This window comes from Salmonella sp. HY31 (genome assembly GCF_042604575.1).
Lineage (GTDB): Bacteria > Pseudomonadota > Gammaproteobacteria > Enterobacterales > Enterobacteriaceae > Salmonella > Salmonella diarizonae.
In genome coordinates this window covers 1,775,679-1,797,899 of sequence record NZ_CP170479.1, presented here as the reverse complement: position 1 = coordinate 1,797,899, position 22,221 = coordinate 1,775,679, and the positions used below count along the sequence as shown (strand labels likewise).

The window sequence follows — 22,221 nt, the reverse complement described above, 5'->3', positions numbered from 1 at the left end:
TACTCCCTGACTTTAAAACCATTACCAACTTCAGAAAAATAACGGTAAAGGTATCAGGAACACCTGCTGAACCTGTATTGATCTGGATCGGCGAATGTAAATGTTTACAAATAGGGTGATCGCTATCGATGGCAGTAAGATCAAGGTGGTAAACAGCAAACAGAACGACTGGACTGATCATACTATTGTGGTTGAGTACCCACATGAATATGGCCATATAATCACGAATGAGGGATTGCCCGCTATTGCACTAACAAGTAAACCGCGCATTTTCACGCGCGATAGCCAGGAAAGCCTGTACCGCACCGCTATTCTCGATCTTTCTGCTGATCAGCATCAGATTAGCCGACAGTTCCGGAGCATCCAGCGGACGGTACACCAGCCCCGGTATAGAAATATTCAGCAGCGGCTCCGGCACCAGCGCCAGCCCTTGCCCTGCCGCCGCCAGGGTGAGAACGCTCAGGGTGCTGGAGGTACGATGCGCAGTCTGGGGCGCGCGGCCCAGTATTCGGGTGAGCGCCGTGTAAAGCGGCTCATCCGCGCTGTGGGTATCGTAAAAAATGATAGGCTCATCCGCCAGCATATCCACCGTCAGATATGGCTGTTTGGCCAGCGGATGATCGTCGGCGATAGCCACCAGACGGTTCCAGACACCGACCGTTTCAGACAACAGTCCCGGGACGTGGAGGAGACTGTGATCCGGCGTATAACCAATATCGAGCTGCCCGGAGAGGATCGCATCCGCCTGCAACAGCGGCGCCACTTCACGCGCCACCAGCTCAGCATCAGGGTAGGCTTTGCGAAACGCCCGCATATCTTTTGTCAGTTTACCGCTGAACACGGCGTTTCCGGCAAAACCGACACGGACCCGGCCGCTTTCGCCGCGTATTGAGCGCTGCACCGCCAGCCGGGCGTTTTCAGCCTGATCCATCGTACGCTGCGCCTCTACCTGCAACAGCCGCCCGGCTTCGGTCAACACGACTTTCCGGCTGGTGCGCATAAACAGCGGGCCGCCCAGTTCCTCTTCCAGCGCTTTGATTTGCATACTGAGTGCAGGCGGTACAATATTTAACCGCTCGGCGGCGCGACCAAAATGGCCCTCCTCCGCGACGGCGAGAAAATAGCGCAGGTGACGTAGTTCCATATACAACTCCCATCATTCATTTAAACTGAATAATTGGTCAGTTTCATCTACTGGATTTTATCTTTAATCGCGACCAAACTGAAGTCCCTCCTAAATTATGAGCTGACACGCTATGCATACTTATCTGGAAGATCGTCAACAAATTACCGACCTGCTTACGGGATGGATCTACCGCGATCTGGGCGAGTGGGAGCAACTCCGCAATCTGTTCCACCCGGATGGCACGATTGAGATCACCTGGTTTGAAGGTCTGGCCAGCGATTTTGTCGACGGTTCAATGCGCATGGGGGCATCGGACGCACGTACCAAACATCTGATCGGCACGCCGGTCGTCACCTTCAATGCTGACGCCACTAAGGCAATTGTCGAAACTAACGCGATGATCATCGCTGAAAACGTGAGGCTTAATATCGGCTGCACCACCCACAACCGTTTTTACGACATGGCGGAAAAACGCAACGGCGTCTGGAAACTGTTCCACCGTCAGAGTATTTACGATATGGGCGGCTTCACCTTCCCGCTCGGTATCGTCGATATCGATCAAGAAACAGTGGCGAAGTATCCGCGCGAATACGCCGCACTGGCTTATCTGCTGGATAAAAGCGGCTTCCCGGTCAACCGCGTCTTCGCAACCCGAGGCAGCGACCTTGAAAAACACATGAAGGAAGCGGGCGAGCGCTGGCTTGCAGCCTGATGCTTCAGTTGAGCGATGCCGCTAACCGATCGTTTTGCCAGTGAATAACGTCATATTTTGCTGTAATCAGGAAGATAAAGAGAAAATACCCTCGGCCACCCACGGCAACGCCGAAAAACTATTTTACCTAAGCGAAGGACGCGGATGAAAACCAGATATTTACACCAAAAACTAATGGCTCTATTACTCGCGACGTCGCTGCTGCCCGCCGTTGCGTCGGCAAGCCAGACGCTCACCTACAGCGATCATGAGCCACTGGGAGGCATGCGTACCCGTTTTATTAACGACGTATTTTTCCCGGCGATTGAAAAAGAGTCGCAGGGTCGCCTGAAGATCGACGCTCACTGGGGCGGAGAGCTTAACACCAGCTATGAGGCGTTAAGCAAAGTCAGCAAGGGCGATGTTGATATGGCAACCGTTGTGCCGGAGTACAACGCCGACCAGCTACCGCTGCATCAAATCTTCAAAAGCTTTCCTGTCGGCCCAACCGGTGCGCAACAGGTTGCATTCTTCCGTCACGTATACGCTGACGTTCCTGCCTTCCCGGCAGAGCTGAAGAAAAATAATGTGGTGAGCGTTTTTCTGGAAACTGGCTATCCACTGGCCTTTTTCAGCAGCAAAACGATGCCAGATCTGGGCAAGATTAAGGGGGGGACATGGCGCTCCGCCAGCTTCTGGCACCGGGATTTTCTGCAAAACGCTGGCGCAACGCCGGTAACCATGCCCTGGGGCGAACCTACCTATAACGCGCTGAAAACCGGCGCGATTGATGGCATGATGCTGAACGTCGACAGCGGTTACGATCTGAAAGCGTATCAGTACGCGCCCAACGTGCTGATTTCCAAAGAGCTGTGGCTGGGACATCTCTATATTCTGGCGATGAACGAAAAAACCTGGGACAAGCTATCCCCGGAAGACCAGGCAGCCATCCAGCGCGCAGCGCAAACTGCGTATCAGTCCTTAGGCTCAGAGATGGACCACAGCTTTAACACCCAGATAGACGATTTGCGTAACGTCGGTGCCTCGGTGCGTATCCTGAAACCGCAAGAAGTTGCACAATGGCAAACCACTACCCACTACCAGGCCGCGCAGGCTAAGTGGGTAAAAGAACAGGAAGCGAAAGGCGTTAACGATGCAGGAACGGTGATGAAGCAGGTTAACGCCATCATGGATAGCGCGATGCAGCAGAAGGCGCGCTAAAACGAATAAACCGCCTGCGCAGTGAAAATCGCTGAGCAGGCGGTCGAGGAAGTATTCAGAATCCCAGGAGTGAGGTCATGATAAAAAACTGTCCCGATTGCTGTTGCTCACCTTCCTTATCACTTCCAGATACGTGCTGACGGCAACCTCCCCTGAGCTCAAACAACCGCAGGCACCAGTTAACGCCATCACACCAGTTAATGTCTCTCCAGGGGATATCGCCAGCGTGGTTAAAGCGTGGGATTCACGTACTGCCAGCCTGACGAAAGCACCCGGTTTTATCAGCACCACCCTGTATCAGTCGGTCCTGCCCAATCATCCCTGGCCGTTGATCGAAGTCGCGCAATGGCAATCGTATACTACCTGGACAAAGGCCCATGACAATGCGGATTGCAACCACCTGACCGAACGCTATCCCCCGCCACTGGCCACACCGGAAGTGCTGAACCAGAGCTGGTCTGTCGATTTTATGAATGATGATTTGGTCTGTGGCCGTCGTTTCGCACGTTCAATGTTGTTGATGACTTTAACCGCGAGGCGTTGTCGATTGAAATCGATCTGAATCTGCCAGCCCCACGAGTGGTCCGGGTGCTCGACAGGATCGCGGCAAACCGCGGCTATCCGGCCATGCTTCGCATGGATAATGGACCGGAATTTATCTCGCTGGCACTGGCTGAATGGGCAGAGAAACATGCAGTAAAAGTGGAGTTTATCCGGCCGGGTAAGCCAACGCAGAACGCTTTCATTGAGCGTTTTAACCGGACATACCGTACAGAAATACTCGATTTTTATCTGTTCAGAACACTGAATGAAGTGCGGGAAATCACAGAGAAATGGTTATCAGAATATAACTGTGAACGCCCGCATGAATCGCTGAACAATATGACGCCGGAGGAATACCGACAACACCATTATCCGGCCGGGATCTCAAAAAATGCATGGAACTAAAACGGGTCTATTTACACAGAAGTTCAGAATCACCAACTGGCACACCTATAACAACGCTCTAATCAACCGTGGTTCCATGACTTTCTGGCTGGATGACGAGGCGATTAAGTCGTGGTATGACACATCCCCGCCTTCAGCACGCGGAAGACCTCAGCGCTATTCTGACCTTGCCATCACTACCGTTCTGGTGATTAAACGCGTATTCCGGCTGCCCCTGCGGGCCGCACAGGGCTTCATTGATTCCATTTTCACCTTGATGGGCGTTCCGCTACGCTGTCTGGATTACACCTGTGTCAGCAGGCGGGCAAAGTCGGTCAATGTCAGTTTTAAAACAGTCACCCGGGGTGAAATCACGCATCTGGTGATTGATTCCACCGGGCTGAAGCTCTTCGGTGAAGGCGAATGGAAAGTCAAAAAACATGGCAAAGAACGCCGCCGTATCTGGCGAAAGTTGCATCTGGCCGTTGACAGCAAAACACATGAAATCATCTGCGCAGACCTGTCACTTAACAACGTTACAGACTTAGAGGGTTTCCCCGGGTTAATCCGGCAGACCCACCGGAAAATCAGGTCGGTCGCTGCCGATGGCGCTTACGATACCTGGTTATGTCACGATGAACTGCGCCGTAAGAAAATCCGCACCCTCATACCTCCCCGTAAGGGAGCGGGTTACTGGCCTGGTGAGTATGAGGACCGCAATCGCGGCGTTGCTAATCAGCGGCTGAGCGGAAGCAATGCAAGGTGGAAATGGACAACGGAATATAACCGTCGCTCTATAGCGGAAACAGCCATGTATCGGGTAAAACAGCTGTTCGGAGGTTCACTGACACTGCGTGACTACGATGGTCAGGTTGCAGAAGCTCTGGCCATGGTACGCGCGCTGAACAAAATGACGAAGGCAGGTATGCCAGAAAGCGTGCGTATTGCCTGAAAATCCAGCCAGCTACAGGGACGTTCGCACAGAATCTTATTTATTCAACAAAGCCGAAGGATGTCACAAAACCGGATGCACTGCGCTGCATTCGCCCAGTGCTTTATGGATTGCTGCCATCTTTTCATCTTTATGCGAGTCACGGATACGCAGGGTGGCGCAGCCCTGCGCCATACAAGCCCCGCAGACGGAAACCAGCGCCACACGGTTCAGGTCCATAATCTCAGTGCGGCTCTGGATGTGTAATATCCGATCAACAAAATGTGTTTCCAGGCTATCACTGTACAAGCATTTATGCTCTGTTGATGAGATGGTGTACCAGACTTGTCAGCAGTTGTTCCTTATCCGTGACCCCATAGGGGGCATAATATTGAACTGCCCCCAGGGTGGTGAACGTAACTGCTTTTGGCGTATTGGAAATGAAAATGCCGCAGGACTCCAGCCAACCTGGGGCACGTTGCATAGTTTCTGCTGCCAGATCACTACCGTCCTGTTTGAAGATCAAATACATTTTTATCAGGCCATTCCCCAGATTCCTGAGCACTGGTGTAGTACTGATGTGTTGATTAGCCAGCAACTCCTGGCACACCGTCTGTACCCGTTCTGTCTGTTCTCGCCAGTCATGTTGTCGGCTATCCACAGTCACAGCCAGGGTAGGTAAATGCCAGTCAACCTGTTGGTATTTGTCATCAATCAACACCTGCGAGTTTTGATAGAACAGGGGCAAAGGGACATCGCCAGGAATAAATTGTAAGTGCGGCGTATTTTTATCGCTGCTGGTTTCAAAGGGGTTTTGTACCAAAATATCCCCTTCTTTGCTGAACTGGGTTAAATACTCGACCATTGGGGTGAAATATTGCGTTTTATTCAAAAAGTTGTCGCCAGCACGCAGTGCTGTTTCTTTGGCAAATACATCATCGTTGTACCTTTTTAGCTCAATGATCGGGGTTTGATTGAAATACAGCGCGCTATCATCTCGCGTTTTACATAATAAAAGATTATTTCTTTGTTTTTCTTGCTCTGCACGGTACGTGGTGAAATCAGGAGTGATAACTCTTTGTCCAGCAAAGTAAGGTTTGGTAGGCTCCTGCTCTATAAGAGGGTGCGTCATTTTCTCAATGCTACTTTTACTATCACCCGGCAGGGCATCCATTTTGATAAATTCCCCGACAGGTCTGTCCTGGGTTAGATTTGCTGTACGGACTTCATTATTTTCCTGCTGGAGCGGAAAAAATTGGCCAATAATGCTTCGATAATTATGAATAATCATATTGGTTATTTACTCGTTTGTAGAGAAAGGGGCCATCATGGCCCCGGGGAAACAGGTTCAGTCTGCCAGTTGATCGTTTAACAGACGATGGGTAATAAAGTGCTGTAGTAGTGGTTGCTGTTGATCTTTCATACGGGCAAGATGAGTGCTATCGACGTTGGCCCCCAGGTTATGCAAAGTGGCGGCTGCCTGGTCCAGATCGTCTACCATGTAGTAGGTGAACAGTGAGAGTACCTGATGGGTTTCTGGGTGGGTTGCGCGTGTCGGGAACTGACTGGCATACTCTCTGGCCAATTCTGCCCGGCTTTCATATAACGCTATCAGTTTAGGGTCTGCCTTTAACGCTTTGAGAGAATGGACTCCCTTCTGGTAAAAGTCCTGAATATCATGAGTGATATCAATCAATTTATCCATGGAGAGAAGGTTGTTGGGGCTGTGACTCATTTTGACGTGTTGTAAATCTCGTTCCAGCGGTTCCCTGAATTGTTCGTTAGTGCGTTCCCGCAATTGGGTTCTGGCAGGAAATGCCTTATTTTCGGAGCAATCGGGCTTCAATTCGGCATTCTGATCGTAGTTCATTAGCATGGGAACGATAGTGAGCACGTCCTCAGTTAAATCTGCAGAGGAAAGCTCCAGTTTCGGGAGCTTATCCAGAACTTCGGGTAGGTTATCGTAAGTGCTTATCTGTTTATTGAATAATTCCTCGTCGGTGATTTGTAGCCCCTGTTCACTGAATTTTGCCACAGTTATTTTTTCTAGTGGTTTAAGTGCGTTGCCCGTCAGGCTTTGCCTTATTTGCGCGTTAAGAGTTTCTTTTTGTTCTTTTAATGCTTCGAGAAATTGTTGAGGCTCGGCATCACGGAATTCACCCAATACGAAACGTTGTAATGACGTGAGATGCAGGGCTTGTTCAAGTTCCTGTGGAGTAAGGAAAGGTTGGCACCGGTCAACACCATGGAAGGTCATCAATTCGGCATCGCGTGATTCCGTTTCGTTTTTGCCGCTTGCAGAACGGTGATGTACAATTATCTCGGTGCGAATACCTGTTTCAATCGGCGTTGTGTTGTCGGGGTTACGAATAACCACATAGCTGGCTCCCGGTATATGACTGAATTCTTTTTGCAGGTCGTCCATCGTCGGGAATTTTGTTGCCGCTTCGCTTTGCGTAAAACGGATGGTTTTTTCGGTATCATAGGGGAACGCAGCCAGGCACTGTTCGTTGTTGGCCTGCTCGGTACCTGCGGTACGTGTGGTAATCAGTTTAAACTCGGCAGCATAATTACTGTTGTCAAAGTGATACATCCACTCCCGGTATTTACCGTCGTCTTTAGTGGCTGGGTTGTTCATAAAACGAAAGTTGGAAACTGCAGGGGTATCGCCTAGCTGAAAAGCCGCTTTGAACAGTTGTAATGGCGTCAATTTGGCGTTTATACAACGTGGGTCGGTAATGTGTGATTTAATATTTTGGGTGGAAAAATCAAGTTTGGCATAATCATCTTTTTTTACGGCATGGCTTGCCATTTCTTCATCATAGAATTGTTTGAAATTGGAATAGGCTCCCTTATCGACCTCGCAGGCGGAAACACCATAGGTTCCCCACTCATTTAACAGACTACTGAACGGTTCTTTCAGATCGTCGTCAACGAGCGAGAGGAGAGCCTAGCGCAGTTGTGCCGTTTTGTCGGATTCTGATAACTGTTTGTATTGGCTCTTTTCAACCCCACCTAAATCGGTGATGGCCTTGAATCGGCCAGGCGATGAGGAACTAGAGCTATACGGGCTAAGAATAGTATTGATCATACTAGGGTTTTTCATTATCTCAATGGCATCGCAGTGTGTAACCTTATCTATAGATTTGATCCCCATTGCCTTTTTTAGTGTAGATAAATCCACCTGATTTAGTTTCATAGTATTGTTTGTAACAATCGAAAACTGGTAAACGATCCCTTTGTTTTTATCAATCACAAAACGCTCATCGCCATGGTCAGTCTTTGCCTCGACAACAGCGAGGGGATAATGGGTTTGTGTCAGATGGGTATTACTAATATTAGGCATGCATATTCCCTTGATGATTTAGTGGTGAGAGTGTTCATAATTCCGTGTCATGTTAAAAATTTTACAGCGTCATCACATTATTCAGTCTCCCTTCAAAATAAATAGCTAACTGCGACAATGTCAAAAGAACTACACCAGGTTCGTTTTTCCTTAAGGAACATCAATGGCATAGTTAGGGCTGCGTCAACAGTGTTGTGATCGCATGCGAAATTCTCATAATATAATAATCCAGATGAGATTTTTATTTACTATGTGTCCGTCTGCTTGTTACAAGAACAGATATTTCAAAAGGAGCAATGTAGTATGCAATATCCTGCATCAATTTCAATATGTAGGTCGAGGCAATAATAGACTACGGCAGATCAATAAAATCATATTCCATTAGATCATAAATGCAATAAATGCAATAAATGCAATAAATGCAATAAATGCAATAAATGCAATAAATACAATAAATGTAATATGATAAATATCATGCCAAAAATAGCATTTGTGCTTAATAAATATACCAATGTATATAATGCATATCCTTGAATGTTTTCAGTGCATAGATGAGGTTAAGTCCCAGAAAACGATATGGCTATGGTGTTTCTCATAAAATTTATGTGCTTTTTCATTTAAATAAGTGATTCGAATATTGTTACATTTTTGCCAGCACATGCTTACCTCCTGGGAATGGGCTGAGGGTTTCCATAAAATGCCGGACTTTTTTCAGCAACTGCCTGATCTTACCCAGCGATAGTGGACACACGACAGGAGCGTCAATGCGGTGGCCGAATCGTTCTCCAGTTCGCTGAAAAAAGAGCGCATCAGGAAACGCATATATAAAACCCGGGATCTGGTCCCTGTAGTGGCACAGTAAATTTGGCCACCTGATTAAAGGTGATATTCTCACCTCAACACAAAACAGGTGACTTAATGAACAAGAAAACTAAGCGTACTTTCACCCCCGAGTTCAGGCTGGAATGTGCACAGCTGATTGTTGATAAGGGCTACTCATATAGACAAGCCAGTGAAGCGATGAATGTCGGTTCTACCACGCTTGAGAGCTGGGTACGCCAGCTCAGGCGAGAGCGCCAGGGGATTACGCCCTCTGCCACACCTATTACTCCAGACCAGAAACGTATCCGCGAGCTGGAAAAGCAGGTTCGCCGCCTGGAGGAACAGAATACGATATTAAAAAAGGCTACCGCGCTCTTGATGTCCGACTCACTGAACGGTTCACGATAGTTGCCAGACTGAGTGACAGCCACACGGTTGTCAGCCTGTGTTCTGCTCTGGGAATACACCGCAGTGTAACGATAACCACAACAGCTCTATCGGATTCAGCCACGGGGAAGACACTGGCAGGAACAGCAACCGGAACTTCGTGTTCTTTTCCAACCAGCGTTCCACTTTGCGGCTTTTATGAATGACGTAGTTATCAAGTACCAGCGTAATGGTTTTCGCTCATCGGTATGTGCGCCGTAATGCTTCTAACAGGCTGATAAATAAATCAGAACTCTTACCACTGCCACTGACATAGTGGATTTTCCCGGTACCCGAATGTAGTGCGCCTGCCAGATAATGCTTCTGGTTCTGCCCCGGCGTGGCGATACGTTTCTGTTGCCCTTTGGGCATCCAGTCCGCGCCAATTTTAGGGTTCAGGTCGATATCGACTTCATCCTGATAAAACACGGGATGTTCTGCCGGAGCCTCATTCAGCGCCTGTCCGATGGCAAGCTGTTTTTCTTCATACAGCGGGTCCCGGATTTTCAGCGTTGGCGAGGCTCTGCGCCAGACAATGCCCGCACGTTTCAGGTATCGGTGCAGAGTGGGGCTATGCAGTGTCAGGTTAAAAATCTGGTTGATGATGCGGGACAACAACTCTGTACTCCAGCGTGAGCGCAACCAGCCAAAATCCTTTGGGGAGCGCTGAACCAGCAGCGGAAGCACCTGAAGAATATCGGTAACCGGCCATTGTGGAGCACGTCCCGGCCTGAGGCTTTTTAAGCCTTCAGCGCCATGTAAAGTAAACCAGTTTATCCATCTGCCGACAGATGAGCGGGCAGCACAGAGTATTCTGGCGACATCGGTAACGGTCATTCCCTGATGCTGCATCAGCATAGCAATGAGTCGTCTGGCATGATTTTTATCGCGGGTCTGCTGTGCTTCTTTGCGCATCAGTCGTCGTTCTTCCTCAGGAATTGGTGCTATGATCGGCATCGCTCAGTCCGGTTGGTGGTTTGGGATATTTGGCGATTGATCAGATCGCACAATCCGGGCTGAGTTCCTTTTAAGTGATCTACTATTTTGCGAAGTTATTTAGTCGCTGACGACTAATGAGGTTGAACTCACTCACCAGCTTTATGCCAGCCAGCGGCCAAACTTTAAGCCCTTCGAGATGATCATTGCGTCAACATTACATACGTCACATACGTCACATACGTCACATACGTCTGCAGAACTAAATCGCCACGCCTTTACCAAACACATCTGCCTCCATAATGGACTCAATTATGAGCATAGTCATCCCACATAACGAGAACTATCTGTTCGATGATGATTTCGATTCTATTACCGTCAAAATGACTGTTCTAAAAGACCATATATTTATTGCTTTTCAACTCTGCAAAAGAATTAGCCTTTTCATAAACTTCCCCTTACCACTGCTATGCCACCATAGTTTTTATTTGGTGGTCATTCTGGTGGTCTTGACAAACAGCAAATTCAAGTTTAGCCAGTTACTAACAAAAGCGATCCCAGTCAGAGAGCCAGATTTTAGTATTAAGACATCTCAGTGAGTCTTAATGCCTTATAAAAACAACCAGTTAGATTAACCCGGCTGTCATGAAAAGGATTGTCGTGTTTTTTCACATCTGTAGTTTTGGCGTCCGAGCGCTTCACGGTTCGTTAAATAAATAGCCTTTCACTATGGCACTCACTGACACTGCTATCCGCTCAGGCTATTACGACTTTAAAGCAGGTTAAATGCTTTTCTGGCGATGGCATCCAGCGCTCTGAGTAAGTCAGGATGCTGACGCGAAGAGCCCATTAAAAATGAACATGAGCCGTCAGAAAAAATCATATTATTGCAGTCTATATTTATAATTAACAGCCGGATAAATAGACATATTATTTACGCATTAATTCTACAGAAAAATTCTCCTTTTTAACTGATATAGCATTAAGATTAAAAGCCTGCAAAATCTTAGCGGTAGATTTTCCATTTGGCGTATTATTAAAAAAAGCCGACATTAACTTCTAGCCCTTTAACCAGGCAGTGTTCGCTAATGTATCCTCATTAATGACATTTTCTCTGATCAAAGTTGATGCATCTGTCCTACCCATCCCCCTGAGACTGCTGCCAGTAAATACTGATATTGTGCTATGTGACTGGCAAAATAAGGTAAAGTTCCCCCATCCATGGGTTGGTATTTAAAGTTTCGCTACTCCCGCTCCAGACAGACGTTCCCCCGTAGGGGTTGTATTCCTCCACACTAATGATGCAGCCATCCTCATCCACCTTCAGCCCACAGTTTCCCGTCAGGTTATCGTAGCTGTAACGCAGCCCATCATTATTAAGCCCCTCCGGTTTTCCACTCTCCCAGTGCAATAACCGCACGTTACCCGCTACCACTGTCTGCAGGCTTTCTCCACTGCTTTTCGTTCGCAGCTCCAGCCCCGGCAGGTATACCACCCGTTGCGTCTGTGTCCCGCTCCCTGTCCGCCGCCGACTTCCCTTCACCACTCGCTGGCTTCTCGCATCGTAACGATAGTATTCCCAATCGTCCTGCGTTCCCTCACGTTCCACTGGCGTCACCTGCAACAACTCCCCACGCGCTGTCCATGCCAGTGTCTGGCCTGGCTGAAGCTGAAGTTGCTCCCCCCCCGGGCCAAACTGCATTTCCACCTCTGCTGGCGTCGCCGCCAGAGAACGCAATACGGCCCGGTTACTGCAGTCGCTGACGGTGATATATGTCGTGTAACCGTTGCTACTCCCCGGCGCGCTGTGTCGTATCCGACTCAGGTTGTTGTCGCTGTCGTCGGTATAGGTGCGTAGATAACGGGTACAGGAGATACTGTCGGCGGGGAAGAAGGAACGGTTCTGTTGGCCTATATTAACCTTTTCCCGCCCGCTGGCGCTAATCAACTGGTAGAGGCTGTCATAACCGTATTGGTTCTCCGGCTCCACTTGCTGGTTGCGCCAGAACCGGGTTTCTTCTGCGTCATTGCGAACACATTTCACGTTGCCTACCGGGACATATTCATAACGCAGGTCCTGAAGCACTCCTGTCCCCTGCGGATGCCCTGCCGGACGTTCTGTTTTTATCCTTTTCAGCCGCTGCGTCTGTGGCTCATATTCCCGGCTTACCCCCCCATTACCGTGCTCCTCCTGCAATACCTGTCCAGCGGCGCTTCGGGTAGTCGACCTGACAATGACCTGGCATCTGCCAATACATCTATCTTTGGACAGTTCCTTTTCATTCTATTAGTGATATTAAAGCGTGAAAATGAATTACGACATCATTCGCAGCTATGACATTTCCTTGAAATAATTCATCTACTCGGCAAAACAAAATCTTTCATCTATAATGTTGATCAATTCATATCTACATCTCACTCACTTATTTTAACCACGGATGCAAAGAAAAGTTTTTGCAAAGGTTATTTTTATAATATCAGTCTTGGTGACATCCAACTTAATTATCGCAGAATCACCTGCTTACCCATCATTGGATCTACTAACATTTAATTAATCTACGCCATAATATCGGCTAATTTTATTTTTAGTCGCACGATTTTGTTCAAAAAAAATCGCATTAGATATTCCTGTCATTTTTAACGATAACTTTTTAATGTTTTTTTTCATTTTTATGACGATATTATCGTCTTATCCAATAATCGAAGAGATTTACAGATCCCCCAAGGAGTGTGGTCCAACAAGCCTGTGTTTAAGAAGACTTTAAATTGCTGACAAGCCCAAAGTCATTTTGCCGGATGGCGGAATAAAATGCCTTATCCGGCCTACAACAAGCAATACAGATACTCCAGCCCAGAACAGCCAGCAATGTGGTCGGATATTTAAAGGCCTGACATGCCCGCGCTGATGTTAACCGGCATTCCGGAACGGCGTTCCAGCACCTCATTAACCCGCGAAGTATCAACGTCATCCCCTTTGATAAACGTGCTCAGCACTGGCGTAACGGGCAATGGAACTTTTTTGTCTGATTCAAATTCAGCACGGTTGCGCGAAAGCGGTTCGTGTACCTCCAGCCAACGACTGCCATCCGGCTCTACCGAGAATTTAACAGGCTTATCGATAATCTGAACGCGGGTTCCGACAGGAACATTGTCGAATAAATATTTAATGTCGTCATTGCGTAAACGGATACAGCCCTGACTGACACGAAGGCCAATACCAAAGTTAGCGTTGGTGCCATGAATGGCGTATAACCTACCGATGTATATCGCGTACAGACCCATAGGGTTATCCGGCCCCGCTGGCACCATCGCGGGCAGCGTTTTTCCCTCTTTAGCATATTCCCGACGCGTATTAGCCGTTGGCACCCAAACCGGACCATCTTGTTTGCGTTCAACCGCAGTTATCCAGTTGCGCGGCGTTTCACGGCCAGCCTGACCAATACCAATGGGCAATACGTCTACCGTATTCGTACCTTCGGGATAATAATAAAGGCGCATCTCGGCGACGTTTACCACAATACCTTCACGAACGGTGTCAGGCAGAATCAACTGCTGCGGCACTACCAGTGTGGAACCAGACTGAGGTAAAAACACATCCACGCCGGGATTAGCTTCAAGCATATTACTCAGCCCCTGACCGTAGCGGGCGGCAAATGCCTCTAAGGGCTGAGTATTGTTCTGCGGTACGGCGATCGTGACAGGACGTCCTACCAGACGACTGCCTTCGGGCGGCAATGGATAGCTTATAGCCAGCGCGAAATGGCTTACCAACAAAACGAAAAGCGGAAAAAAAGGTGTGATACGACGCATTATATCCCTTCCTCTGTCGCGGCAGGCGTGCGTTAAGTATAGCTTTTTTCTCACATTGCTGATGTTGTGCTCCGGGGTTATGTTGCGTTTGCGTTTTCCTCCGGCAGGACAATATTACTGGCCGCCAACTCTCCCATGTTGTGGAACATCGCGCACGCGGCCTCCACGATAGGCATCGCCAGCGCTGCGCCGCTCCCTTCACCTAACCGCATTGCCATATGTAAATAGGGCTCCATCGCCAGATGCGCGAGCGCGATGCGGGCGCCCTTTTCCGCCGAAAAGTGCGACGGGATCAGGTAAGGTCTGACCGCAGGCGCAATCTGACAGGCCGCCAGCGCTGCCGAGTAGGAAAGAAAACCGTCCAGCAATACGGGTAAGCCACACCTTGCCGCGCCAAGCATCACGCCGGTCATCCCGACCAGATCAAAACCACCTACCTTCGACAATACATCAATGCCATCACGCGGATCGGGCTGATTAATCGCAATCGCCCGCCGCACGACCTCCACTTTATGATCTATACGGGAAGGCGGAAGATTCGCGCCAATCCCCACCACCTCTTTTGCATCATTTCCTGTAAAAACGCTGACCATCGCGGCGGCTGGCGTAGTGTTCGCCATTCCCAGCTCCCCCACACCAAATAAGGTCACGCCGCGTTGCGCCAGGTCGCAAGTGTAGCGGGAAACCGCCAGCAAAAGCTCCTCAGCCTGAGAGCGACTCATCGCCGGGCCAACGGCGATATTTCCGCAGCCGCGCGCGACGCGCATATTAACTACGCCAGGAATAGGTTCGGCATCAATACCGACATCAATGACATGCACCTTCGCACCGGCCTGAGCGGCAAGCACGCATACGCCGGTTGTTCCCCGCGTCATATTCGCCGCCTGAATCGCCGTCACGATTTTGGGCGAAACCGCCACGCCTTCATCCCAGACGCCATGGTCGGCGCACATCACCAGCATCGCCTTTTCGCCTACCTGCGGCGCACCGTGAAGACCCGGCATTCCTGCGAGCTGAACAGCTAAGGCTTCCAGTCTCCCCAGGCTGCCCGGCGGTTTGAGCAGGCCGTCAATATGTTGCTGCGCCCGCGTCATCGCGTCGGCATCCGGCGCGGGAATGTCACGGAGTAAAGCGTGTAGTGTCTGCATAAGATGTCTCGTCCGTAATAATCGGCTCATAACAGAGCCAGCAGAAAGATCAGTTCGCCAAGTTCGATCGCCGCGCCCAGCGTATCGCCGGTTTGCCCGCCAAGCGTACGTTTAAGCAACTGGCCGAGGATGAAAATCGCCGTGAGTGTGACCACCATTGCGGCCAGTCCCTGCATACCGGGCAGCAATACCGTGGCGACGATTACCGCCAATCCCAGCGTAACGCAGGTTTGCCGTCCGCTGACTTTACCGATAAATACGTTGCCAAGCCCCTCTTCACGGGCGTAACGATGATGGTACATCAATAAAACGGCGCTGCCGCGTCCAGCCGTACAAGCCGCTGCCAGCGCCGCCAACATTGGCGCTCCGCGTAACGCCAGTTCGCTGATGACCAGAATTTTTGCCAGTAGCACAAAAATAAGCGCCAGCCCTCCGTGGGTTCCCAGACGGCTATCGCGCATAATCTCCAGCATCCGCTCACGACGGCGCGCGGAAAAAATGCCATCGCAGGTATCGGCCAGACCATCCAGATGAAAACCGCCGGTCAGCAGCGCCAACGCCAGAATACAGAACAACGCCGCCAACGGAATACCGCACCAGGGTTGCAGGAGGATAAAAACCAGGCCGCTGAGCCCCCCCAGAATCAACCCGACAAAGGGAAACATCACAATCCCGCGCGAATACTGCTCGAAGTCCAGTCCCTGCGACCAACGCGACGGCACGGGCAAGCGGCTAATAAAAGCGAGCATGGCCCAAAACAGCTTACTCATTTAATTTTGACTCCAATACCTGAGACTACCAGCCAGACCTCATCCGCCGCTGCCGCCAGTCGTTGGTTTACCCGACCGGCAATATCACGAAAATGGCGCGCCAGACGGTTTTCCGGGACGATCCCCATTCCCACCTCATTTGTAACCAGTACCACTTTCGCCGGGCAGCGCTGGCAGGCTGCAATTAAAATCCGAATTTCATCTTCAATGGCACGCTCCATCGCCGCGTAATCCCACTGTTCGGGATCGTTTTCTCCTCCCAGCGCAAACAGCAGATTCGTCACCATCGTGGTCATACACTCCAGCAAAATCGCGTCGTCAGGGGCAAGATCCGCGGTAATCAACGTATCAAGATGCCGCCAGCATTCTGCGGTCCGCCAGTGTGCCGGCCTGCCATCTTTATGATGCTGAATTCTCGCCGCCATCTCGTCATCAAGAATGTGCGAGGTGGCGATATACAGTACCTGCGGCGCATCGCCAATTAAGGTTTCAGCATGGCGGCTTTTTCCGCTACGCGCCCCGCCCGTCACCAGAATCATCATACTGGCTCCTGGTGCTGTTGCATGATGGTATAAATTTTATCAATATCAATATGTTGCCGCATCGCCTCCGCCAGCAGATCAAATTGCCGCGCTTTATGCTCCGCATAACAAAAAGCCGTTTCCCGCGGCGCAAGTCCTTTTCGCGCCCGTAAGCCATTGACCACCGCACGGGTAAACGCATCGCTGTCAAACAGGCCGTGAAGGTAAGTGCCGAACGCCAGTCCGTCGGCAGTAACCGCGCCATCCGCCATAGGGCATCCATTTTTCTGTAACGTCATGGCCGTACAGCATCCTTCCTGCAGCACCGTTTCCCCCATATGGATTTCATAACCGCGTACCGGTAGCCCCGCCGCGGCAGCCAGCCAGCCGGGCAGTTCGCCTGACATTGTCGCGTTAACCTGCGTCGTGGTTTTATCCTGTGCAAAGCGAGTGATCGTATTAAGCAGCCCCAGGCCCGGCTGCGTACCCAGCCCCGACTCCACCTCATCCACAATGGTGTCGCCCAGCATCTGGTAGCCGCCGCAAATTCCCATCACCGGCACGCCCTGTCGATGTGTCTGCAATACCGCATCCGCCATCCCGCTTTCGCGCAGCCAGGCGAGGTCGCTCAGCGTATTCTTACTGCCCGGCAGGATCACCAGATCAACGTCAGTCAACGCTTCCGGGCGACGGACATAGCGTATGCGCACATCCGGCTGGGCTGCCAGGGGGTTAAAATCCGTAAAGTTAGAAATATGTGGCAGTTGCACGATGGCAATGGTGATATCACGAGGGTCGTTACCGCGATATTTATCGTTTTGCAGCGCGACGCCATCTTCATCTTCCAGATCCACATCCAGCCACGGCATCACTCCCAGGACCGGGACGCCGGTAAGCGATTCGATTTGTTCGATACCGGAATAGAGCAGCGCCACGTCGCCGCGGAATTTGTTGATAATGACGCCCTTTACTCTGTCACGCTCCTGTTTATGCAGCAGTGCCAGCGTGCCATAAATAGCGGCGAATACGCCGCCCCGGTCGATATCCGCCACCAGAATAACCGGACACTGGGCCATTTCCGCCATTCCCATATTGACGATATCACGATCGCGCAGATTGATTTCCGCCGGGCTTCCGGCGCCTTCCAGCACAATAACGTCATATTCCTGCGCCAGGCTGTTATAGACCGCAAGAATTTGCTCACGCAAATGCGGTTTATAGTCATGGTAACTGACCGCATCCATATTGGTCGCCACTTTCCCCATCAGCACGACCTGCGCCTGGCGATCGCTGGTCGGTTTGAGCAGCACCGGATTCATACGCACATCTGGCGTGATCCCCGCGGCTTCCGCCTGAAAAATCTGCGCCCGCCCCATCTCTTTACCATCCGGCGTAATACCAGAATTAAGCGCCATATTTTGCGATTTAAACGGCGCGGTACGCAGACCATCCTGATAAAAAATGCGGCATAAACCCGCCGCCAGCACACTTTTGCCAACATCGGATGCCGTCCCCTGCAACATAACTGCCTGCGTCATGACGCCTCCCTGAATGCGCACTTTTGCATTCGATGAAAAAACTCCGTTTCTGTTTTACACAGCGGCAGTCCCAGTTGAGTATGAAGTTTGACCAGCCAGGGCTGGGTTAGCCCCGCTTGTTCCATCGCTTCCGTACACGCGAAAACCTCGTCAGGCGCGCCATACGTCAGGACCTGGCCCTGGCGTAGCACGTATACGGCATCGCTAATTTCATAAATAAGATCGATATCATGGCTGGAGATAATGACATGATTTCCCTGCGCCACAATCCGCCTGATGATAGCGATCATCTGGGCGCGCCCCGCGGGATCGAGACCGGCAGTGGGTTCATCCAGCAATAGATAGCGTGCCTGTAGCACCAGCGCTCCGGCGATAGCCACACGTTTTTTTTGCCCATGACTCAAACACTGAATGGGCTGATGGCGAAAATGTTGAGCATCAACCAGCGTTAGCGCCTCGTCGACGCGGCGCGTGATTTCCGCCTCCGGCACGCCCAAATTACGTAAACTAAACGCAATGTCGCTATCGATATCAGTATAAAAAATCTGCTGCTCGGGGTCCTGAAAAACCGTCGCAACGTGCTGGCGCAGCGCCAGTAGTCCGCGTTTACTGTAATCCAGCGGTTTTCCCTGCCACAACACGGCGCCCTTTTGCGGGCGCAACAGGCCGTTCAGGTTCATAAAAAGCGTAGACTTCCCACAACCGTTCGCGCCCACCAAACCGGTAACAGGCGAGAGCGAAAAATCCAGATTTAACCCTTTAAGTACCGGCTCATCCTGATAACGGAACCACAGGTCTGAAGTGGCAAGCATAATAGTCCTTACAGGTGAAAATCACCCTGATACAGTTTGATATCCAGCGTGGTGGTCATTTGCTGATAACGCATTAACACCCGCGTAAACAGGAGTCCAGCCAGCATCGCCAGAGATCGATAGCCGTTAGGCAGACTGCAATAACCAAAACGCAGCGTTTGCGCGCGACGGATTGCCACCGCCTCATCCAGAAGAATAAAGATAAAGCGCCACATTAACAGGATTTGCTCGGTAAGCAGGCGTGGAACATGCGCGCGTTTAAGCAGACTAATTAACTGCGGAAACGGTAGATTCATCACCAGCCACAGAGTCGCGGCCAGCGCCGTCAGGCTACGCCAGAACGTTGCATTCGCCGTGACCACGCCCGCACGGGTAATCCCGATCCAGTACGGCCCGACAGATACGCCAGCCAGCAGCATTTGCGGCTCGCGGCTGATGCTGAAGATAATCGTTATCACGCCGACCAACAAAAATCCCAAAGGTATCGCCATCCATCGACACCAACGCCAGAGGGATATCCGCAATAGCCAACAGCTCAATCCGGCAATGATCAGCAGCTCAATGCCCTGCCCCACAGGCGGCAGAACAAACGCCAGTATCATCATCGCCAGCCACAGCAAAAACTTGCGCTGCGGCGCAACGTGTACCCAGCGGCTTTGATAGCTGAGTCGGTCAAGCCCGGTCATCACGGCGTTGTTTACCTTTGCAGTAACCCAGAATATAGAAAATCACCGCCGCGCCGAGAGAGCCCTGAAGGGTAAACAGCAGGCTTTCAATTTCACCGCTGGCAGGCTCATACAGCGGCTGAAACCAGGGTTTATACTGCGGCGCAATAGTCTGAATCTGGCTTTCCGCTTCTCCGTCTGAACCGCCATATTCACCGCCATGGTTAATAAAAAACGGCAGAATCACCAGCGCCACCACCATCGCTAACAACATCAACGTTTTTTTCATTTTAATGTCCTTGTACGGTAATCAATTGCCGTTTGGTTAACTGGTCATAAATCATGACGGTTAATAAACCTTCGGCAATGGCGACAGGAATCTGTGTGAGGCAGAAAATCCCCATAAACTTCACAACAGACCCTGTCGCTCCGGCATGGGGATCGGGAAACGCAACGCCAAGCTGGACTGAAGTCACAAAATAGGTTGCCAAATCCGCCAGCATCGCGCACAGAAAAACGGCGACATCGCGGCGCAGTCCGGCGCGGCAGGCCATCTTCCACACCAGATAACCGACAACCGGACCAATCACCGCCATCGACATTCCGTTTGCGCCAAGCGTCGTCAGACCGCCGTGCGCCAGCAACAGCGCCTGAAACAGCAGCACAACCGCGCCGAGAATCGCCACCACCCCGGGCCCGAACAAGATAACCGCCAGACCAACGCCGGTCGGATGTGAACAACTCCCCGTTACCGACGGAATTTTGAGCGCGGACAGGACAAAAATAAACGCGCCGCACAGCGCCAACAGTACCTTCTGATGATTATCCTCCTGCACAATACGCCGTAAGCGCACCAGCCCATACCACAAGCAGGGTAAAAACAGTAACCACCAGGCCAGCGCCCACACTGGCGGTAAAAAGCCCTCCATGATATGCATCGCAAACGCCTGTTGCGGGACAACCATCAGCAATAGTGCTGCAGCCAGTCCACTGAAAGACAACTGTCTAAGCTGCTGTTCAAGTTTCATTCTGCATACTCCCACTGTTTGTTGACCAGAATGGTCGAAAAATAGGGCAACGGTCGATCATCGTTGACCTCGTGGAGATGACGCCAGCACTGCTCGCCGGGCAGCGTGGCCTCGGACATCATTAAGGCGCACTCCAGCAGGCCAGCCTGCGCCAGCAACGCTTTAATACGGGCGAACCGGCCATACACTTTCATCAACACCAGGCTATCATGCTGTTGTAGCGCCTGGGCTATTTCCGCTTCCGGCGCGGTACAAGAAATAACCGCCAGCGATTGCTGCTCTATGGCGAGCGGCATTTTCGCCCGGGCGGCTATCGCGGCGAAGGAGGTGACGCCGGGGACAATCTCCAGCCACGCCGGGCAACCGATACGCTGGAGTAAAAAAATCCAGGTACTGAATAGCATCGCATCGCCAAGGGTAATAAAACCGACCTGTTTACCAGCCCCTACCTCTGCGGTAAGCGCGGCGGCAACCTCGTTCCAGACCGCTTCTTTCTCGGCGCTGTCAGTACTCATAGGGAAATGGCAACAACGTACTTCCGTCTGCTCGCCGAGATAGTCGCGCACAATCGACAGCGCCAGACTATCGCCGCCCTTACGACCAGCGGGCGCATACAGAATGTCCAGCGCGCCAAGAATCCGCGCTGCGCGAACGGTAATCAGATCGGGCGCGCCAGGCCCGGTACTTAATGCGTATAATTTACCGTTCATGCCGCCTCCTCTACCGCCATGTTCAGCGCCTGACGCAAATGCGCGACAAACATCGCCCGGATAGCCGGGTTTTCTCCCAGCCCGCTCAGCCACGGCGTCGCCGGAATGCCCGCCGCGTTAAAGCGCATTTTCCATGAGTCGCCGTCGTCTGAAGCCATATCATTAATGGCGTGATCGCCCGCCACCAGCATTAGTGGCATCAAATGTACGCCGGTGACACCTTCGTCACGCAGGCTGTCGATCAGGATATCGACCTCTGGATAACTTTCTACGGCGCCGACGCGCGCCGGGAAGCGCTGCGCGGTCATCATATGATCGAGGCAGGCATAAGCTGCGAATGCATGATGGCTGGCGCCGTGGCCCATAAAAACGACTTTCTCCGTGTGTCTGAGCGATGGCATCTGTTGTAGCAACGCCTGCATTAGCTGCACATAATCGTTATGGCTGCTCAGCAGCGGCACGCCCAGAGTCAGGCGAGTAAATAACGGACGCAAGGTTTGTACTTCACGGGCAATTTTTTCATATTCGTCGCCGTTAATAATGTGCAACGACTGAATCGCCACGTCCTGATATCCCTGTGCAGCAAGCTTTTGCAAAGCCTGGAATGGCGTATCGATGTCGATACCGTCACGCTGGCGAAGCTTGCGAATGATCATTCCGGAAGTGAAGGCGCGAAACAGGTCGCGATCGGGACAGGACGCCGCCAGATCACGCTCGCACGCCACAATGTTTTTTTCACAGGTGTCGTGATAGCTGGTGCCAAAACTGACCACCAGAAGCGCTTTTTTCATTT

General features: G+C 51.1%; 18 protein-coding genes and 5 pseudogenes. 5 read left to right on the top strand and 18 right to left on the bottom strand.

The genetic code is table 11. From position 1 onward, the window contains the following. Positions 1-250 precede the first annotated feature (250 nt). Complete coding sequence (locus tag ACE15A_RS08340; protein WP_053510249.1) at positions 251-1,144, bottom strand: LysR substrate-binding domain-containing protein; 894 nt, start codon at positions 1,142-1,144, stop codon at positions 251-253. Between the two features lie 112 nt (positions 1,145-1,256). On the opposite strand from ACE15A_RS08340, the gene ACE15A_RS08335 reads away from it, so the two are divergent. The 4 genes and pseudogenes from ACE15A_RS08335 (at position 1,257) to ACE15A_RS08320 (ending at position 4,917) form a co-directional block, all read left to right on the top strand. Next, positions 1,257-1,838, top strand: coding sequence for a nuclear transport factor 2 family protein (locus ACE15A_RS08335; protein ID WP_053510250.1), 582 nt, complete (start codon positions 1,257-1,259; stop codon positions 1,836-1,838). Between the two features lie 144 nt (positions 1,839-1,982). Further along, positions 1,983-3,038 carry a TRAP transporter substrate-binding protein DctP gene (dctP, locus tag ACE15A_RS08330; RefSeq protein WP_053510253.1) on the top strand — a complete coding sequence of 352 codons (1,056 nt, stop codon included), beginning with the start codon at positions 1,983-1,985 and terminating at the stop codon, positions 3,036-3,038. Between the two features lie 400 nt (positions 3,039-3,438). Then, positions 3,439-3,986 (top strand): annotated as a pseudogene (locus tag ACE15A_RS08325) (transposase); the annotation flags it as partial. Next, positions 3,973-4,917 carry an IS5 family transposase gene (locus ACE15A_RS08320; protein ID WP_053510255.1) on the top strand — a complete coding sequence of 315 codons (945 nt, stop codon included), beginning with the start codon at positions 3,973-3,975 and terminating at the stop codon, positions 4,915-4,917. The pseudogene ACE15A_RS08325 and the gene ACE15A_RS08320, both read left to right, overlap by 14 nt. A gap of 69 nt (positions 4,918-4,986) precedes the next feature. On the opposite strand, the pseudogene ACE15A_RS08315 reads toward ACE15A_RS08320, so the two are convergent. From ACE15A_RS08315 to ACE15A_RS08300, 4 genes and pseudogenes are all read right to left on the bottom strand, one after another. Then, positions 4,987-5,126 (bottom strand): annotated as a pseudogene (locus tag ACE15A_RS08315) (IS630 family transposase); the annotation flags it as partial. Positions 5,127-5,209: 83 nt separating this feature from the next. After that, complete coding sequence (locus tag ACE15A_RS08310) at positions 5,210-6,187, bottom strand: hypothetical protein (RefSeq protein ID WP_053510257.1); 978 nt, start codon at positions 6,185-6,187, stop codon at positions 5,210-5,212. A gap of 57 nt (positions 6,188-6,244) precedes the next feature. Next, positions 6,245-7,708, bottom strand: coding sequence for a hypothetical protein (locus ACE15A_RS08305; protein ID WP_053510260.1), 1,464 nt, complete (start codon positions 7,706-7,708; stop codon positions 6,245-6,247). A gap of 138 nt (positions 7,709-7,846) precedes the next feature. Beyond that, the gene (locus ACE15A_RS08300; RefSeq protein WP_053510262.1) at positions 7,847-8,242 is read right to left on the bottom strand and encodes a hypothetical protein; all 396 of its coding nucleotides are present in this window, start codon (positions 8,240-8,242) and stop codon (positions 7,847-7,849) included. 882 nt (positions 8,243-9,124) lie between these two features. Here ACE15A_RS08300 and ACE15A_RS08295 point away from each other — a divergent pair. After that, positions 9,125-9,537: pseudogene (locus ACE15A_RS08295) on the top strand (transposase); the annotation flags it as partial. Here ACE15A_RS08295 and ACE15A_RS08290 read toward each other — a convergent pair. From ACE15A_RS08290 to ACE15A_RS08230, 13 genes and pseudogenes are all read right to left on the bottom strand, one after another. Beyond that, positions 9,536-10,447, bottom strand: a pseudogene (locus ACE15A_RS08290) (IS630 family transposase); the annotation flags it as partial. The pseudogenes ACE15A_RS08295 and ACE15A_RS08290 overlap by 2 nt on opposite strands. Before the next feature lie 909 nt (positions 10,448-11,356). After that, positions 11,357-12,677 (bottom strand): annotated as a pseudogene (locus tag ACE15A_RS08285) (hypothetical protein); the annotation flags it as partial. A gap of 629 nt (positions 12,678-13,306) precedes the next feature. After that, positions 13,307-14,236 (bottom strand): L,D-transpeptidase, encoded by a 930-nt coding sequence (gene ldtA / locus ACE15A_RS08280; protein ID WP_053510271.1) that lies wholly within the window; start codon positions 14,234-14,236, stop codon positions 13,307-13,309. Positions 14,237-14,313: 77 nt separating this feature from the next. Then, positions 14,314-15,384: a nicotinate-nucleotide--dimethylbenzimidazole phosphoribosyltransferase gene (gene cobT / locus ACE15A_RS08275; RefSeq protein WP_023249072.1), complete on the bottom strand. Its 1,071-nt coding sequence runs from the start codon at positions 15,382-15,384 to the stop codon at positions 14,314-14,316. A 26-nt stretch (positions 15,385-15,410) separates the two neighbouring features. Then, a complete protein-coding gene (gene cobS / locus ACE15A_RS08270; protein ID WP_053510273.1) occupies positions 15,411-16,154 on the bottom strand; it encodes an adenosylcobinamide-GDP ribazoletransferase in 744 nt (247 codons plus the stop codon). Next, positions 16,151-16,696: a bifunctional adenosylcobinamide kinase/adenosylcobinamide-phosphate guanylyltransferase gene (cobU, locus tag ACE15A_RS08265; protein ID WP_023249074.1), complete on the bottom strand. Its 546-nt coding sequence runs from the start codon at positions 16,694-16,696 to the stop codon at positions 16,151-16,153. Before cobU ends, cobS begins: the two co-directional genes overlap by 4 nt. After that, positions 16,693-18,213 carry a cobyric acid synthase gene (locus tag ACE15A_RS08260; RefSeq protein WP_053510275.1) on the bottom strand — a complete coding sequence of 507 codons (1,521 nt, stop codon included), beginning with the start codon at positions 18,211-18,213 and terminating at the stop codon, positions 16,693-16,695. Before ACE15A_RS08260 ends, cobU begins: the two co-directional genes overlap by 4 nt. Next, complete coding sequence (locus ACE15A_RS08255; RefSeq protein WP_053510277.1) at positions 18,210-19,025, bottom strand: energy-coupling factor ABC transporter ATP-binding protein; 816 nt, start codon at positions 19,023-19,025, stop codon at positions 18,210-18,212. Before ACE15A_RS08255 ends, ACE15A_RS08260 begins: the two co-directional genes overlap by 4 nt. Before the next feature lie 8 nt (positions 19,026-19,033). After that, on the bottom strand, positions 19,034-19,711 hold the full coding sequence (locus tag ACE15A_RS08250) for an energy-coupling factor ABC transporter transmembrane protein (protein ID WP_023249077.1): 678 nt from the start codon (positions 19,709-19,711) through the stop codon (positions 19,034-19,036). Then, positions 19,698-19,979, bottom strand: a complete 282-nt coding sequence (locus ACE15A_RS08245) for an energy-coupling factor ABC transporter substrate-binding protein (protein ID WP_023249078.1) — start codon at positions 19,977-19,979, stop codon at positions 19,698-19,700. The genes ACE15A_RS08250 and ACE15A_RS08245 overlap by 14 nt, the downstream gene beginning before the upstream one ends. A gap of 1 nt (position 19,980) precedes the next feature. Continuing rightward, entirely contained in the window at positions 19,981-20,718 is a 738-nt protein-coding gene (gene cbiM, locus ACE15A_RS08240; protein ID WP_053510279.1) for a cobalt ECF transporter S component CbiM, read from the bottom strand. Next, positions 20,715-21,428 carry a cobalt-factor II C(20)-methyltransferase gene (locus tag ACE15A_RS08235; protein WP_023249080.1) on the bottom strand — a complete coding sequence of 238 codons (714 nt, stop codon included), beginning with the start codon at positions 21,426-21,428 and terminating at the stop codon, positions 20,715-20,717. Before ACE15A_RS08235 ends, cbiM begins: the two co-directional genes overlap by 4 nt. Continuing rightward, positions 21,425-22,219 carry a sirohydrochlorin cobaltochelatase gene (locus tag ACE15A_RS08230; RefSeq protein WP_053510281.1) on the bottom strand — a complete coding sequence of 265 codons (795 nt, stop codon included), beginning with the start codon at positions 22,217-22,219 and terminating at the stop codon, positions 21,425-21,427. The genes ACE15A_RS08235 and ACE15A_RS08230 overlap by 4 nt, the downstream gene beginning before the upstream one ends. Between the last annotated feature and the right edge of the window lie 2 nt (positions 22,220-22,221).